The sequence below is a fragment of the Aureispira sp. CCB-QB1 genome (assembly GCF_000724545.1).
Lineage (GTDB): Bacteria > Bacteroidota > Bacteroidia > Chitinophagales > Saprospiraceae > Aureispira.
Map to the genome: position 1 here is coordinate 233,714 of NZ_JHBV01000039.1, position 15,333 is coordinate 249,046.

The following is a 15,333-nucleotide window of genomic DNA, read 5'->3' on the forward strand; positions in this document are numbered from 1 at the left end:
TCAGACTAAACTACTTGCAAGGCGTCTGCTTAAGTTGTCTATGTTCTGATAGGCTTGCCATGGAGTAAAATATAAACATAATTTCAACTCAATTTACGTTATGAAGTACGTTTTATTAATGGGTGTTTTTTTATTCCCAATCCTAACTTTTGCCCAACCTACTCGGTTAATGGTCCCCTTTGAATCTGCTAGTGGTGATGTCTACGAATACGCACTTACGGGAGGTTTGACCAATCCTCAGTTTTCAGAAATAGACTTAGATGGAGATGGAGATCAAGATTTAGTGTATTTTGATCGCGTTGGATTTGCAGTGGTTCCTTTTTTAAATGGAGGAACACCAAATACGGTGGACTATACATTTGCACCAGAATATGCCTATCGGTTTCCAAAAGTAGAAAACTGGATGTTGTTACGAGATTATAATTGTGATAATTTAGAAGATTTGTTTGCGTATAAATACGACAATACAACAGGTGTGGTCAGTATTACCGTTTATCGAGCGAGTCGAGATGCGCAAAATAAAGTACAATTTTCTTTGGTCAAAAATACAATTGAATACACTTTAAAAGGACAAAATCAAGGGTATAACTTATTTAATTCAACCGTTGACTTGCCTGCTGTAGATGATATTGATGGAGATGGAGATATGGACATTCTCAATTTTAACTCATCTGGAGGGTATATTGAAATGTTCAGAAACGAATCTCAAGAAAATGGTTGGGGATGTGACAGTTTGAATTATGTCTATTATGATAACTGCTGGGGGCGTATGTACGAAAGTGGAATAACAGAGACGATTGATTTGAGTCCTAGAATAGATAGTTGTGCAGGATACCCCAATTGGAATCCTGTTAGAAGTGGTCGTCATGCAGGATCAACTATTTTGACTTTGGATATGAATAATGATGGGGTCAAAGAAATTATTTTGGGCGATTTATCTTTTTCTAATCTAAACTTATTGACCAATGGAGGGAATAAAGATACAGCGCATTTAACAGCACAAGAAACCTTCTTTCCAATGAACTCTATTTCTGCTGATGTTGAAATTTTTCCAGCTGCTTTTTATGTAGATGTGAACAATGATGGCGCAAAGGATCTGATCGCAGCACCTAATATTTTAGGAAATTCTAAAAACTTAGAAAATTGGTATTACAAAAATACTGGAACGGCGAATTTTCCTGTGTTTACTTACGAAGAGAATCATTTTTTGGTGGACGAAATGATTGATTTAGGAACAGGGGCAGCACCTGTTTTTTGGGATTATAATGGAGATGGTTTGATGGACATTGTGGTCGGAAATTATAATAAATATGTTAGTGTAGCCAATCAAGGCTGCTATTTGAGTTTGTATGAAAATGTAGGCTCAATTACTCAACCAGCTTATCGATTGGTCGATGATGATTTGGCAAGTATGAAGCAGTTTAATTTGCGTCGTTTGGTACCGACTTTTGCCGATTTGGATGGCGATAATGATAAAGATATGCTATTGGGCGATCAAGATGGGCTATTGATTTATGTAGAAAACCAAGGAACAGTTTCTAGTCCCAGTTTTACAAGTTGGGTGCCCAATTATGCGAACATTGACGTGGGGCAAAATGCAACCCCTCAATTGGTCGATGTCAACAGAGATGGAAAAATTGATTTATTGGTAGGCGAACGAAATGGGAATACCAATTATTTTGAAAATACAGGTACACCAACGGCACCTGCTTTTTCTAGTACTGCCACGAGCGAAACATTTGGACTTATAGATGCCAAATTACCAGGAACAATTGAGGGGAATTCTGCGCCGCATTTGGTGGATATTAATGGAGAGTACCACTTGTTTATGGGAAATGAAGCAGGAGAGGTGTGGCAATATACCAATATTGACAACAACTTGCAGGGAGCTTTTACTAGAATAAACAGTGTGCTAGATACGATAGACGAAGGAGAAGAGTCTATTATTAGTGTTGCCAACATTAATAACGATGGACAATATGAGTTTTTGATTGGCAACAAACGTGGTGGATTGGGGTTGTATACGGAATATATCTTATCTTCTATTGAGGCAATAGAAAAGAATACCAATTCGTTTACAATTGCCCCTAATCCTACTTCTGAACAAATAAATATTCAGTTTGATCAACTACTTAATGAAGAAGTTATGATTCGAGTAACCAATGCCTTAGGTCAAGTAGTGCTTGATCAAAAGGAGTGGTTGGAGCAAAATACGACTCTAAATCTTCGCTCTCTACCAACAGGAACATATATTTTAAGCATCGAAACAGAAAAAGAACGTTATATTAGCAAATTGGTCAAACAATAAGCTTTTTCCTTCTTGCAAAAAAGAAATAGAGGAACGTGCAATCGTTCGTTGTAACCACACAGTACACCGAAGATCATCAAAGAGCTACTAAACGGGATAAAATAATTAAAAACAGGAATCCAAGAATTGGCATTGTGGAGTGTTTTATTGTTTGAATGCAGGAAGCGAAAGTAGCTTGACCTTCGTTATAAGGGAAACCTATTAATTGTTATACAAATACTAAAATTAACTATGAAAACAGTATTACTTTTTATGGTCTTGTTTTGGGGGGCAAATGTTGTTGCACAATATACCCCAATGGACATTCCTCTTGTTAAAAATGGAACGAACATGCGCAATGCTTGGGCAGGAGGACTTAATTTACCCCAATTTTCACCAGTAGACCTCAATAATGATGGAATCAAAGATTTAGTTGCTTTTGACCGAGATGGTCGAGTAGGCACTGCATTTATCAATCACGGAACGCCAGGGATCGTAGACTACGAACATGCACCAGCTTATACGAAACGCTTGCCGAAAGACATACAGAATTTTATGCTTTTTAGAGATTATAACTGTGATGGCATTGAAGACATCTTTGGTATGTATTCTGTTTATGGACAAGGATTAGGAGTGGCTATTTGGGAAGGAAGTTATGATGTCAACGATACCATTCAATATACTTTGGTTAAAGAGCAAGTACGTTATGATGTGCCAGGAAATAATCCATTTGATTATAAAATGTTTGTATACAATACAGACTTGCCTTCCATAGACGATGTTGATGGTGATGGCGATCTAGATATTTTAGCATTTACTTTAGATATATGCTTTCCAACGAATGTATTTTGGTATAGAAATATGTCTGTAGAAAATGGCCATAGTTGCGATTCGATTCAATTTTATTTAGAATCTGAATGTTGGGGATTGTTTCAAGAGTCAGGAGATAGTAGTAAAGTAAACTTTGGACCAAGTACAGATAGCTGTTATAATAATCCTTGGTTTAATCAACGATTGGATGTGCAACCTGATAGAACAGGAAGTGTTCATAGTGTGAGTAATGGTAGAAATGCACGACATGTAGGTGCCAATGTTACAACATTAGATTTTAATGGTGATAATGTTCGGGATATGGCTTTGGGTGGTGTAACCTTTAAGAATGTGAATATGGTTAATGGTACCGAAATTAATGACACGATTCTTATTACGACACAAGATTACCATTATCCTGTTTATGACAAACCTGTTGATATTTACACCTTTCCAGCGACATTTTTTATGGATGTGAACAACGATGGATTAACGGATATGTTAGCAACACCTTCTGAAATGGGAGTAGGAGAAGCCGTAATGGATAGCGTTGCTTGGTTTTATCAAAACACAGGAAGTAATGCTAATATGATTTTTGATTTTCAACAAAAAGACTTTTTAGTAGGTGAAATGTTGGATGTTGGACAATATGCTTTTCCTGTGTTGTTAGATTATAATGCCGATGGTTTGATGGATATGATAATAGGGGGCTATGGTCGTTGCCAAGATGGAGGTAGTTATGATTATGGAATGACATTGCTAGAAAATACGGGGACACTGACAAGTCCAGCTTTTGAATATGTGACTAATGATTATGCGGGGACCAATGCTTTGCAAATGAATAGTTTGTACCCAACGGTGGGTGATCTTGATGGAGATGGAGATATGGATATGATTTGTGGACGGCAAGATGGTAGATTGACTTTCTTTGAAAATACAGCAGGTCCTGGTAATCCAGTTGCTTGGAGTGCGCCTTCTAACTTCTTTTTTAATATTGATGTAGGCGACAAAAGCACTCCTCAATTGGTTGATTTGGATCGAGATCTAGATTTAGATTTGGTTATTGGACGTTATGGTGGCATGATTCACTATTATGAAAATACAGGCAATGCAACTAGCCCTAACTTCTCGTCTACTCCTACGTCAACTATGTTGGGAGGATATAGTGTGCAAAACTTTAGCCGTACGCCAATGCCATTTGTTTATGATAACAATGGCTCTTACGAATTATTTATAGGACACCAAGTAGGGAATATCATTCAGTTAGGGAATATTGATGGGAATATTCTAGGTACTTACGATACTTTATCCGAAAATTATAATAATTTCTACGAAGGTTGGAATACCAATATGTCTATAGCAGATCTAAATAATGATGGTAAGTTGGATTATATCTTTGGAACTGGACGAGGAGGTGTTGTAGTTTTGGAAGAAAAAGATACAATAACAACTGTTCTGCAACCTGAAACAACACAAAAAGTAGTGCACCTTTATCCAAATCCAGCACAAAATTCTTTAAATATTAGCTTTTTGACTCCCAATACAGAAACTTTACACTTAACGGTTTACAATGCCTTAGGTCAAGTCGTTTTACAACAGACGACAACAAGCAATGATCAACAGTATGAGTTGGATATTACTAGTTTAGCAGCAGGAGTTTTGTTCTTAGATATTCGAACAGATACTTATCAAGAAGTCGTTCGATTTGTTAAGAAATAAATGGATAAGGAGCGAATTACTAGATTGCTCTATCTATGGTAGTTGGTACCAACTATCTTTAAACTTAATGCCTCACGATCAAAGGAAGCTAATTCTCCTTTGGTCGTGAGTTTTATGCTTGTGGTTTTGTTTCTAAGCTATAAAAACTACTTTTTTGAAGGCATCTATTGTTCAACTCAGGATAGAAGCCACAATTCCTAGCTTGATTTTAACCAATCATTTATAGGATTTAATAGCGACTCTATAATAATAGTAGTTAGCTACGCTGCTACTTCGTGGTCGTTGATTAGCTACGTTGCTACTTCGTGAGATCGCAAGCTTAGTTACCAAAAAGACAAAAAAGCACATTTATATTATTTTACTTCGTGAGTGCGCAGCTGACTATTGTAATAATAGAAAGCCACTTGTTTATTCCCTTCCTCTACAAACTTCCTTCAGTTATGAGAATACTAATTTTATTTATAACCACTTTTTTAACTGTTCATGCATTTGCTCAATATGTTCCAATGGATATACCTCTTGTTAAGAATGGAATCAACATGCGGAATGCTTGGGCGGGAGGACTTAATTTGCCTCAATTTTCAGAAGTAGATTTAAACAATGATGGTATTAAAGACTTAGTTGTGTATGATCGTGAAGAATCTATAGCATCTACTTTTATTAATAATGGTACTGCTGGTCAAGTTGATTATACTTATGCACCTGCTTATATGAAACGTCTTCCTCAGCGTTTGGCGCGTAATTTTATGTTATTGAGAGATTATAACTGCGATGGGATTGAAGATGTTTTTATGTATAATGCAACCCTACAAGGATTAGGGCTAGCTGTTTGGGAGGGAAGTTACGATGCGAATGACACCATTCAGTATACGTTGGTAGTTGATAGATTGATGTATAGCAAAAAAAGTGGCAATCCATTTCCTTCACAGCTGTTTATTTATAATGGAGATTTGCCTGCTATCGATGATGTCGATGGAGATGGAGACATTGATATATTAGCTTTTACTTTGTCATCACGTTTCCCTTTTAATATTCATTGGTATAGAAATATGTCTATGGAAAATAGTGGTAATTGTGATTCCTTAGAATATGTATTGGAGTCAGAGTGTTGGGGCTTGTTCCAAGAATCAGGAGATAGTAATAAAGTAAGTGTTAGCCCTAGTGTTGATAGTTGTTATAACAATCCTTATTTTAATTTAATGCAACGAGTATCTACCCATATTACCCAAGACCTACAAAGTATGGCTTCTAACTCAAGAAGTGCGAGAGATGTTGGTGCAAGTTTGACGTTGATAGACTTTAATGGAGATGGAGTAAAAGATATGATTTTGGGTGGAAATGATTATACTACGGCTAATATGATTAGTGGAGTAGAAATTAACGATACAATTTTGATAACAACACAGCACAATTTTTATCCAACATACGATGCGTCAATAGATATTTATACATTTCCCGGTATGTATTTCTTAGATGTAAACAACGATGGGAAAAAAGATATGTTGGCAGCTCCTTCCAAGACTGCTCCTGGTGGCTCTATCAAGGATAGTGTGGCGTGGTATTATCAAAATACAGGCACCAATGCCAATATGATTTTTGACTTTCAACAAAAAGACTTTTTAGTAGGGGAGATGTTGGACGTTGGTGAGGATGCGTATCCTGTGTTGCTAGATTATAATGCAGATGGATTGATGGATCTATTAATTGGTGGCTTGGGACGTTGTCAATATGGAGGAAATTATGAGTATGGAATGACATTACTAGAAAATACAGGAACATTAAGTAGTCCCTCTTTCGAATACATTACCAATAATTATGCAGGAACAGATTCGCTACAAAAAAATGGTTTGTATCCAACAATAGGCGATCTAGATGGGGATGGCGATATGGATATGATTTGCGGAATGCAAGATGGAACACTTAGTTATTTTGAAAATACCGCAGGTGTTGGGAATCCTATCGTTTTAAATGCGCCGGTACATTCGTTTTTTAATATTGATGTAGGTGGCCGAAGTACTCCCCAATTGGTAGATTTAGATCGAGATTTGGATTTAGATTTAGTCATTGGGCGCCGTGGAGGAACAATTCATTATTACGAGAATACAGGAACATCAACTAATCCTGTTTTTTCCTCTAGCCCAACAACCAATACTTTAGGTGGTTACAGCTTACAAGGCTACAGCGATGACCCGATGCCTTTTGTCTATGATAATAATGGTACTTATGAGCTGTTTATTGGGCATTGGATTGGTGGCAATATCATTCAGTTAGGAAATATAGAGGGTAATATATTGGGAACATATGATACGCTATCTCAAAATTACAAGGATTTTTATCAAGGGTGGAGTACGCATTTTTCGATGGCTGATTTGAACAATGATAATAAGCTAGATTATATAATGGGAACTAGCCGTGGTGGAGTGATTATACTAGAAGAAAAGGATACTATAACTACTGTTTTGCAACCTAAAATAATACAAAAAGTAGTACATCTTTATCCAAATCCAGCCAAAGAAACGGTGCATATTCGTTGGCTAGAAGACAATGCTCAATCGATAGAATTACGGGTTTACAATGCATTGGGACAACTAATTTTAGAGCGGGAAGTTGCTAGTGGAGACAATCAATACGTATTGGATGTTTCAAGCCTAGCCGCAGGTGTGTTGTTTTTAGAAGTTAGAGCAGGTGATTATCAAGAAACATTGCCTTTTGTTAAGGAATAGGAGTAAGGCAAGCAAGTAGTATTTTTAAAAATAAAGAAATGAAGCAAATTTTAGAGAAAATTTTTGAGCAAGCCAATGCTGCAAAAAGTTTAGAACCTACTGAACAAGCACCATCTTCTACATGGTTAGGCTTTTCACCCGCTACAGAAGCAGCAATTGTAGAAAAAGAAAATGAGCTTGGAGTAAGATTTCCAGACGACTATAGGGCATTTCTAAAACTTTGTAACGGTTATGCTAGGGTTTCAGAATACGAGTCTCGTATGTTAAAAGTAAATGAGGTAAAACGATTAGAAGATGTTAGTGTCATAGGAATAGAAATCTGGAAATACAACAACCCAGAGGTCGAAGAACCAAAGATAGAACGAGGAATTGTTATAGGAGGAGAAATTGAAGACGGGTATATCGTCAATAAAAATGGCTATGTTTTATTGATTCCTCCTTTAAATGAAGGCGAGGACTGGGAATATTGGGGACTTACTTACCGAATGGCATATGAAGATGTTTATGAGAACTTAACAGGTTATTTTGAAGATGTTTTAGAGTTTATAACAAAACATCCGACCTAAGGAATTGAAACCTATTCTATCTATACAATAAGAGAGACCACCTGATCAAAACTTATATCAGGTGGTCTCATTTTTTTATTTAGGACAAATTGCTTACTTAAAACAAAGTGTTTTGTTTGTCTTCTTCAGTAGCTTCCCTTTTAGAAGCTTTAGCCTTTGCTTTAGCATCATCATCTTCTTCCGAAGGTTCAATTTCTTTATGAATCGCTTTGACGCTAATAAGCTTGCTGTCACTTAATTTATTTCCTAAGGACTTCCATCCTTTTATATCAATGAAGTCCGTTAGTTTAAGTTCTCCTTCGATACTCTTAGAACGTCCCGCTCGAACTTTGTATTCTACAACAGGGTTGGGATGTAGAGAGCCAAAGAGCAATTTGGTGCTAACATATTCATTGGGTAGAAAGTTGAATTTTTGATTCAACGTATTGGTTTCAATATTAAAGCGCTTAACGTATGTAGATTTGCGTTCCCCATCGTAGTGTATAGAGGAAACGACCATATCCTTATGCCATTTTCTGAGTTCGATAATTGTTTTGGGATCAAATCGATTGGTCAATTCATAATTGGTTAATTCATAGGACCCGTCTTGATACAATGCAATAATTTTATCTTCTTCCTCAAACGCACCAACGTATTTCCCATAAGCAGAAGAATTGATACGCCCAGTTGTATCATCATACCAAATTTTGATAGCTCCTAGCGTTGAAGTTCCCTGTTGTGTAACTTTGATTTTTCGAATTGGATACTTAGTAATAATGTTTCCCCTAGAACTGCGACCTTTGACTGCTAATTCTGCAAAGTCATATTCAAATTCTTTCTTTTTGGCGCTACAGCTCTGAGTCAATTGCACACTGATAATCTCAGCTTCACCATTAGGATTGGCAGAAAAATGCAGCACTTTGGACTTTTCTATTTTAGAGGCAACAGGATATTGTTTGTCTCTAGTAATAGCGGAAACATTGAAGCGTTTGGCATAGTTGACCCCTTTGTTGAGATCCGCATAAACCATATTATAAACCATTCGTTTGTCTCCCTTTTTCCAAATGGCGACATGAAGAGGATGTTTACCAATAAACACCTTGTCAGCAATACGAACAACTTTGTAACTACCATCTTTGTAGAATACAATCACATCATCAATATCAGAACACTCTGAAATAAACTCATCTTTTTTGAGACCATAGCCCATAAAACCTTCGGCTCTATTGATATAGAGTTTGGCATTATTAACGACCACACTTGCCGCGTTAATGGTTCCAAAATTGGTGATTTCTGTTTTGCGTTCTCTACCTTTCCCATACTTTTGCAAAAGGTCTTTGTAATAAGCAATTGTATATTCAACAATATGAATTAAATGATGTTCAACTTCTTTTAATTCCTCTTCAATGGCTTTGAGTAGCTCATCAGCTTTGAATTTATTGTATTTAGAGATACGCTTGATTTTAATTTCAGTCAATCGAATCAAGTCATCTTCAACCACCTCTCGCTTTAGGTTCTTTATAAATGGCTTTAGGCCATTATCAATCGCCTCTAGTACTTCTTCCCAAGATTCACAATCCTCAATGTCTTGATAAATTTTATTCTCAATAAAGATTTTTTCCAAGCTTGACTGATGCCATTTATCTTCTAATTCCTTTTTGCGAATTTTCAATTCCCATTCTAACAAAAATTGAGTTTGATCGGTACAAATTTGTAACAATTCCTCAACAGTAGTAAATACAGGAGTGTCCTCATTAATAGTACATGCATTGGGCGAAATAGAAATTTCACAATCGGTAAAGGCATATAGCGCATCCATGGTCATTTCAGGAGAAGCTCCAGATGGCAATTCAACCGAGATTTCCACATCAGCCGCCGTATTATCAATGACCTTTTTAATTTTAATTTTATTCTTATTATTAGCTTTGATAATACTATCTATAACACCTGTCGTAGTCGTGCCATAAGGGATTTCTGTGATAGTCAAGTGCCTTTTATCAATGATATTAATTTTGGCACGAACACGAACTTTACCGCCTCGTTTACCACCATTATAGTTAGAGAAGTCAGCTAGCCCTCCAGTATGGAAATCAGGGAAGATTTGAACTTTTTTGCCTTTTAGTAAACTAATAGAAGCTTTTATTAATTCGACAAAATTATGAGGCAGTATCTTGGTCGAAAGTCCGACAGCAATACCCTCTACACCTTGTGCTAGTAACAATGGAAACTTCATAGGAAGCATGATCGGCTCCTTTTTTCGACCATCGTAGGACAATTGAAAATTAGTTGTCTTAGGGTTAAATGCAATATCTAGTGCAAATTTTGATAAACGAGCCTCGATGTAACGAGAAGCCGCTGCACGGTCTCCTGTTCTGACATCTCCCCAGTTCCCTTGACAATCAATCATTAGGTCTTTTTGACCAATATGAACCAAAGCATCTCCAATCGCAGCATCACCATGTGGATGAAATTGCATTGTTTGCCCAATAATATTAGCAACTTTATGAAAACGACCATCATTCATTAAGAACATAGAATGCAAAATCCTTCTCTGAACAGGTTTTAGACCATCCTGTGCGGTAGGTATGGCACGTTCTAAAATAACATAGGAGGCATAATCTAGAAAGTAATCCTTATACATATCCTCAATAACATCTATTTGTGTCACTTTAGAGGCGTCTATTTCATTTTCTTCTAAATTATCGTCTAAGTTTTCGTTGTTTTCTTCCATTCTAGTTTATTAATTATAGAATATGATTTTTTGATATATTTAGTAGCTGATTAAATACATCATTTCATTTAAAGGGATTTTGAGAACACGAATATACAACTTTTTGTTTGTTTTTGCATAAAAAAGCAACAGAAAGTGTCACTTTTTTGTTTTATGTTTTCACTATTGTAAACAAATAATAGATTTTAGGATGTGTGTTATAACAGTCTGCTTGTTGTTTGGCTAACGAATGTTTTTACAATAGTTCGGTGAAACCATACAGTAGCAACGCAGTTAAACAACGAACTACTATTTTTAAAGAAAAGAAATAAAATAAATAGGTGTTTTTTTTATACCAATAGATGATGGTATTATTTTATGAATATTAGTAACTTATTGCAATAGATCATCGTATGATAATAAGATGTAATGATTAAGACCTCCCCTTATACTACAATATATTATTGTTAATTTAATCTTATTATACGAATGAACCGTCTCAAAAAATCAACAATTTTGTTCCTTATGTCAGCTGTTAGTATCGCTATGGTATCCTGTGCAGGGAATAAAGAAGTCGCTGAAAAATCAAATTACAAAGAAAAAGGTGTTTTTGTACGAGGAGTAGATAGTCGACAGGATGAAACCTATAGCGTTATCAAAGGAAGCGTAAAACGCCTACACTCTATTATGTGTGGCAAATTTGTACAATACAACACAGCTTTAGATCCCGAAGGAAAAAAATATTCTACATGGCTAATTAATGAAGGGCAAGATAGTGTAGTTGTTTACCATTTGCCTGTTGGTAATCCTAACAAAGAAGGTTATTGGATGTACAATTGCCAAGTGATGACTAGTTTGCCCAATGAGCCCTTGCATGCAACCTTTTCTAAGTTGGTAGAAATTAATAGAGATACTATTCATGCGGTTTATTATGACCTACCAGAAGAGTTTGAAGCATCCTTGGAAGATATGTTGTCTAACCCTGAAAAAGCATTTGAATCAGTTAATCTGCTAGAGTTGAAAGAATCGGAGGGGGCAGAAGTCGTTTATGTAAGAGAATCGCCCATACATTATAAAGGAGAAACTAGGTGGTTTGCTGACGAGCGAGAAAACAACGAGGGTGGTTTTGTAGCGACTTATTTTTTGGTTCGCCCACAAATGATGGTTTTTGGAAGGAATGTTTACAATAAAGACAAGGAATATCTTGGACAAACGCAAGGAGAACGTTTAAGAAAAGATGCAATGATAAATCCAAGTTATTTGCGATAGCTATCAAATCTCTAGCCAGCTAAAGCTGGCTTCTCTTGGTATCAAACGGTTAACAGTAATGTCTTATTTTGATAAAAAAAACAAGCTTTTCAAGGAAGTATTACTATAAATAATGTAATTTGTGCCCTCTTAAAATTTACTGTTTAGATTGATAACATAAAACAATGGTGCCTGGTCAGAAATATGATTTTAAAGAAGGAGCAACTCTTTTAGTAGACAAGCCTTTAGAGTGGACTTCTTTTGATGTGGTTAATAAAATTCGTTACGCATTAAAAAAAGCATTGGGTGTACGCAAAATTAAAGTAGGACATGCTGGGACTTTAGACCCGTTGGCTACCGGTTTGTTGATTATTTGTACAGGTAAGTTTACGAAGAAAATTGAAACCTACCAAAGCCAATATAAGGTATATGATGGAAGTATTCGTTTGGGGGCTACAACCCCTTCTTACGATGCAGAAACAGCTGTTAATGAGATTTTTACATTAGACAACATTACCCCTGAAATGATTGCGAATAATGTGCCACATTTCGTGGGAGAAATAGAGCAAATTCCGCCAATGTTTTCTGCAATCAAAGTAGATGGTCAACCTTTGTATAAAAAAGCACGAAAAGGACAGGAAGTAAAGGTGAAATCGAGAAAAGTGACCATTCACGATTTTAAAATAACGAATATTCGTTTTCCTGACTTGGATTTTGAGGTGAAGTGCAGCAAAGGGACTTATATCCGTTCTCTAGCGCATGATTTTGGACAAAAATTGGACAATGGTGCTTATTTAACAAAATTAAGACGCACACAAATAGGAGAGCACACTTTGAAAGATGCTTGGCAATTGGATGATTTAATTACACACATTCAAGAAAATTATCATCCAGAAGTGACAGAATAAATTTTCACTTTTAGCGATATGCTTGCCATATTTCTGCTACTCTATCTGGATAATCCGAAATCAAACCATTGACCCCCATTTGGATTAATCGGTCAATATCTGCTTTTTCATTAACAGTCCAAGGAATAACTTGGATGTTATTGGCATTGGCGTAATCCATCATAGCGGCATCAATTTGCTTAAAATAAGGACCATAAACAGGTGGTTGGAAACCTAAGTCGGTCATGTTTTCTGCTATACTTTTATCGTTATCAACCAAAAATGATAACCGTAGGTTTGGAGCTAATTGGCGTGCTATCTGCATACATTCGATATCAAAAGATTGAAATTGACTGCGATGCAGCACATTTTTTTCTTTTAAAATATCAATGATTAAGGTAGTAAATTCGAGACCATTTGGATGAAATAGACCATCGTCTTTAGGGTGGCGTTTGACTTCGATATTGTAAGCGATTGGTAATAGACCATTTAGTGTCGTATATGCTTCCATGGCATCAATCATATCTCGCAACGAAGGTTTGTAGGTGCGCATTGGCTTTTGAGAGGGGAAACGAGGGTGTCCAATACTTCCACAATCAATTTGCTTTATTTGGGCATAGGTCATTTGGTACAAATTGTACTCTTTTTCATTGGAGGGATTTAGCGCTTTACCATCAGGAGCCAAGCAAATTTCATGATTTAACCAAGGTTCATGGGAAACTAAAACTTCCTTGTCTTTAGTAACTACAACATCCATTTCTAAGAAATGACAGCCCATGTCAATTGCTTTGTAAAAAGCAGGAATTGTATTTTCGGGTAAATATCCTCTACAACCTCTATGTCCGTGTATTGTAAACATTGCAACTAAGATTAATGATAAAAAAGAAGGGGTACTTTTGTTCTTTAAGTGCTTTGGCATATTGGGCATACTACTGATGCCCAATATATAATGTTTTTGTTGGGTAGAGCTACAAACAACGCCCCAACAGGACGGCTAATTTGTACAAAATGCGTGCCCCAACATTACCATCCCACTCACTAGCACTGCCCACTTCACACAAATCAAAGCCAATAATGCGTCGACCACTATTGATAATTTGATGCAACAAATGGACAGCTTCCATATATTCTATCCCCTCAGGAACGGGAGTGCCTGTATGAGGGCACAGTTTGGGATCTAACCCATCAATGTCAAAACTAATATATACTTTGGGCGGTAAGGAGTCAATGATTTGTTGGCAAATTTCGTGGTAAGTTTGAAATTGTGCATAAAGTTGCTCTCGAATATAATTAACTCCATATAGCGTGATTCTATCGTTATGGGCATGAGCATAGTCAAATTCTGCCTGACAAGCATCTCGTACCCCAACTTGTGTCAGTTGTGTGATTTGTGGAATTTGTTCCAAAGCATTATAAAAAATAGAGGCATGAGAATAGGTAAATCCCTCGTAAGCAGCACGTAGGTCACAATGGGCATCAATTTGCAAAATACCAAATTCTCCTTCCTGTTCTGCTAATGCTTTTAGGTAGCCTAAAGGAACACTATGTTCGCCCCCAACTAAGCCTACTTTTTTCCCTTTTTTTAAAAATGCTTTGCTTTGCTCGTAGACCCAATTGTTGAGTTGCTCTGAATTTTGATTGACTTGTTGTACTAAGTTGGGATCCGAAGCTTTTGCTTGCTCTAGATTGTCAATATGTTGCGTTGCCAATTGGCGAGTTGAGTCGCTCAATGCTTGTATGCTCGCATCTACTGGCATCATATAAATGGGCGTCTCCCATGCATTGCCAAACTTCCAATCTACTAAGTCCAATTGATAAGAAGCCTCTAGAATATTGCTAGGTCCTAGAGCTGTTCCCGCAGCATAAGAAACCGTAGCTTCCCAAGGCACTGGAAGAAGTATAATTTTAGCGTTTTCTTGATCGTAAGGCAATCCAATAAAATTACCGTTTTTAATGGCATAGCCACTAGGATCAAAGTCTTTTTGCATGAATATGAAATTTAATAATTGACGAAAATGAAAAAGTTGATAAAGTCTTTTATTTTTAAGTAGAGATATTGCCAAAGAACGGTAATAATCTTAATACTTGCAATCTAATTTAAAATTACTTTGTTAGATATTTAATGGTTAATACATTAGAATTAGAAAGTATATCTACTGCTGGAAGTGTTGGCTTTTTATTGGTATTTGCTATTGTAAATTCGGTAGGTTTTAAGTTGTCCAATAAAACCAAAGGAAACGCTTTTGTTCCTGCTTTGGCTTGTGTGGCTTGTTTGGTAGCAATAATTGTCATGTTAGTACAGCATTATTCGACTAGCAAGTTAGATGTTTTTATCGCCTTGGGAGTGGTTGTCATTTGTTTTGTATTGGAATTTGTTTATAAGAAAATAGAACAAAAATCATAA

General features: G+C 36.3%; 10 protein-coding genes. 7 read left to right on the forward strand and 3 right to left on the reverse strand.

The features are described 5' to 3' along the window. Positions 1–100 precede the first annotated feature (100 nt). From CG11_RS20245 to CG11_RS20260, 4 genes are all read left to right on the forward strand, one after another. Complete coding sequence (locus CG11_RS20245) at positions 101–2,308, forward strand: T9SS type A sorting domain-containing protein (RefSeq protein ID WP_081909611.1); 2,208 nt, start codon at positions 101–103, stop codon at positions 2,306–2,308. Between the two features lie 231 nt (positions 2,309–2,539). Further along, positions 2,540–4,816, forward strand: coding sequence for a T9SS type A sorting domain-containing protein (locus CG11_RS20250; RefSeq protein WP_052598662.1), 2,277 nt, complete (start codon positions 2,540–2,542; stop codon positions 4,814–4,816). A 440-nt stretch (positions 4,817–5,256) separates the two neighbouring features. After that, a complete protein-coding gene (locus tag CG11_RS20255; protein WP_052598663.1) occupies positions 5,257–7,539 on the forward strand; it encodes a T9SS type A sorting domain-containing protein in 2,283 nt (760 codons plus the stop codon). A 38-nt stretch (positions 7,540–7,577) separates the two neighbouring features. Beyond that, positions 7,578–8,105: an SMI1/KNR4 family protein gene (locus CG11_RS20260; protein WP_052598664.1), complete on the forward strand. Its 528-nt coding sequence runs from the start codon at positions 7,578–7,580 to the stop codon at positions 8,103–8,105. 97 nt (positions 8,106–8,202) lie between these two features. Here CG11_RS20260 and CG11_RS20265 read toward each other — a convergent pair whose 3' ends face one another. Further along, on the reverse strand, positions 8,203–10,815 hold the full coding sequence (locus CG11_RS20265; RefSeq protein ID WP_052598665.1) for a DNA gyrase/topoisomerase IV subunit A: 2,613 nt from the start codon (positions 10,813–10,815) through the stop codon (positions 8,203–8,205). 468 nt (positions 10,816–11,283) lie between these two features. Here CG11_RS20265 and CG11_RS20270 point away from each other — a divergent pair, with 468 nt between their 5' ends. Further along, positions 11,284–12,063, forward strand: coding sequence for a CpcT/CpeT family chromophore lyase (locus CG11_RS20270; RefSeq protein WP_156039837.1), 780 nt, complete (start codon positions 11,284–11,286; stop codon positions 12,061–12,063). 164 nt (positions 12,064–12,227) lie between these two features. Then, positions 12,228–12,950 carry a tRNA pseudouridine(55) synthase TruB gene (gene truB, locus CG11_RS20275; protein ID WP_052598667.1) on the forward strand — a complete coding sequence of 241 codons (723 nt, stop codon included), beginning with the start codon at positions 12,228–12,230 and terminating at the stop codon, positions 12,948–12,950. Positions 12,951–12,960: 10 nt separating this feature from the next. Here truB and CG11_RS20280 read toward each other — a convergent pair whose 3' ends face one another. Together CG11_RS20280 and CG11_RS20285 are read right to left on the reverse strand one after the other, a co-directional pair. Further along, a complete protein-coding gene (locus tag CG11_RS20280; RefSeq protein ID WP_197043892.1) occupies positions 12,961–13,788 on the reverse strand; it encodes a glycerophosphodiester phosphodiesterase family protein in 828 nt (275 codons plus the stop codon). 109 nt (positions 13,789–13,897) lie between these two features. Continuing rightward, on the reverse strand, positions 13,898–14,917 hold the full coding sequence (locus CG11_RS20285; RefSeq protein WP_052598669.1) for an agmatinase family protein: 1,020 nt from the start codon (positions 14,915–14,917) through the stop codon (positions 13,898–13,900). Between the two features lie 134 nt (positions 14,918–15,051). On the opposite strand from CG11_RS20285, the gene CG11_RS20290 reads away from it, so the two are divergent. Then, entirely contained in the window at positions 15,052–15,333 is a 282-nt protein-coding gene (locus tag CG11_RS20290) for a hypothetical protein (RefSeq protein WP_052598670.1), read from the forward strand.

Coding starts and splice junctions, on each gene's coding strand:
- CG11_RS20290 (WP_052598670.1), top strand. CDS start 15,052: ATGGTTAATACATTAGAATTAGAAAGTATATCTACTGCTGGAAGTGTT.
- CG11_RS20270 (WP_156039837.1), top strand. CDS start 11,284: ATGAACCGTCTCAAAAAATCAACAATTTTGTTCCTTATGTCAGCTGTT.
- CG11_RS20265 (WP_052598665.1), bottom strand. CDS start 10,815: ATGGAAGAAAACAACGAAAACTTAGACGATAATTTAGAAGAAAATGAA.
- CG11_RS20245 (WP_081909611.1), top strand. CDS start 101: ATGAAGTACGTTTTATTAATGGGTGTTTTTTTATTCCCAATCCTAACT.
- CG11_RS20255 (WP_052598663.1), top strand. CDS start 5,257: ATGAGAATACTAATTTTATTTATAACCACTTTTTTAACTGTTCATGCA.
- CG11_RS20250 (WP_052598662.1), top strand. CDS start 2,540: ATGAAAACAGTATTACTTTTTATGGTCTTGTTTTGGGGGGCAAATGTT.
- CG11_RS20280 (WP_197043892.1), bottom strand. CDS start 13,788: ATGTTTACAATACACGGACATAGAGGTTGTAGAGGATATTTACCCGAA.
- CG11_RS20260 (WP_052598664.1), top strand. CDS start 7,578: ATGAAGCAAATTTTAGAGAAAATTTTTGAGCAAGCCAATGCTGCAAAA.
- CG11_RS20285 (WP_052598669.1), bottom strand. CDS start 14,917: ATGCAAAAAGACTTTGATCCTAGTGGCTATGCCATTAAAAACGGTAAT.
- truB (WP_052598667.1), top strand. CDS start 12,228: ATGGTGCCTGGTCAGAAATATGATTTTAAAGAAGGAGCAACTCTTTTA.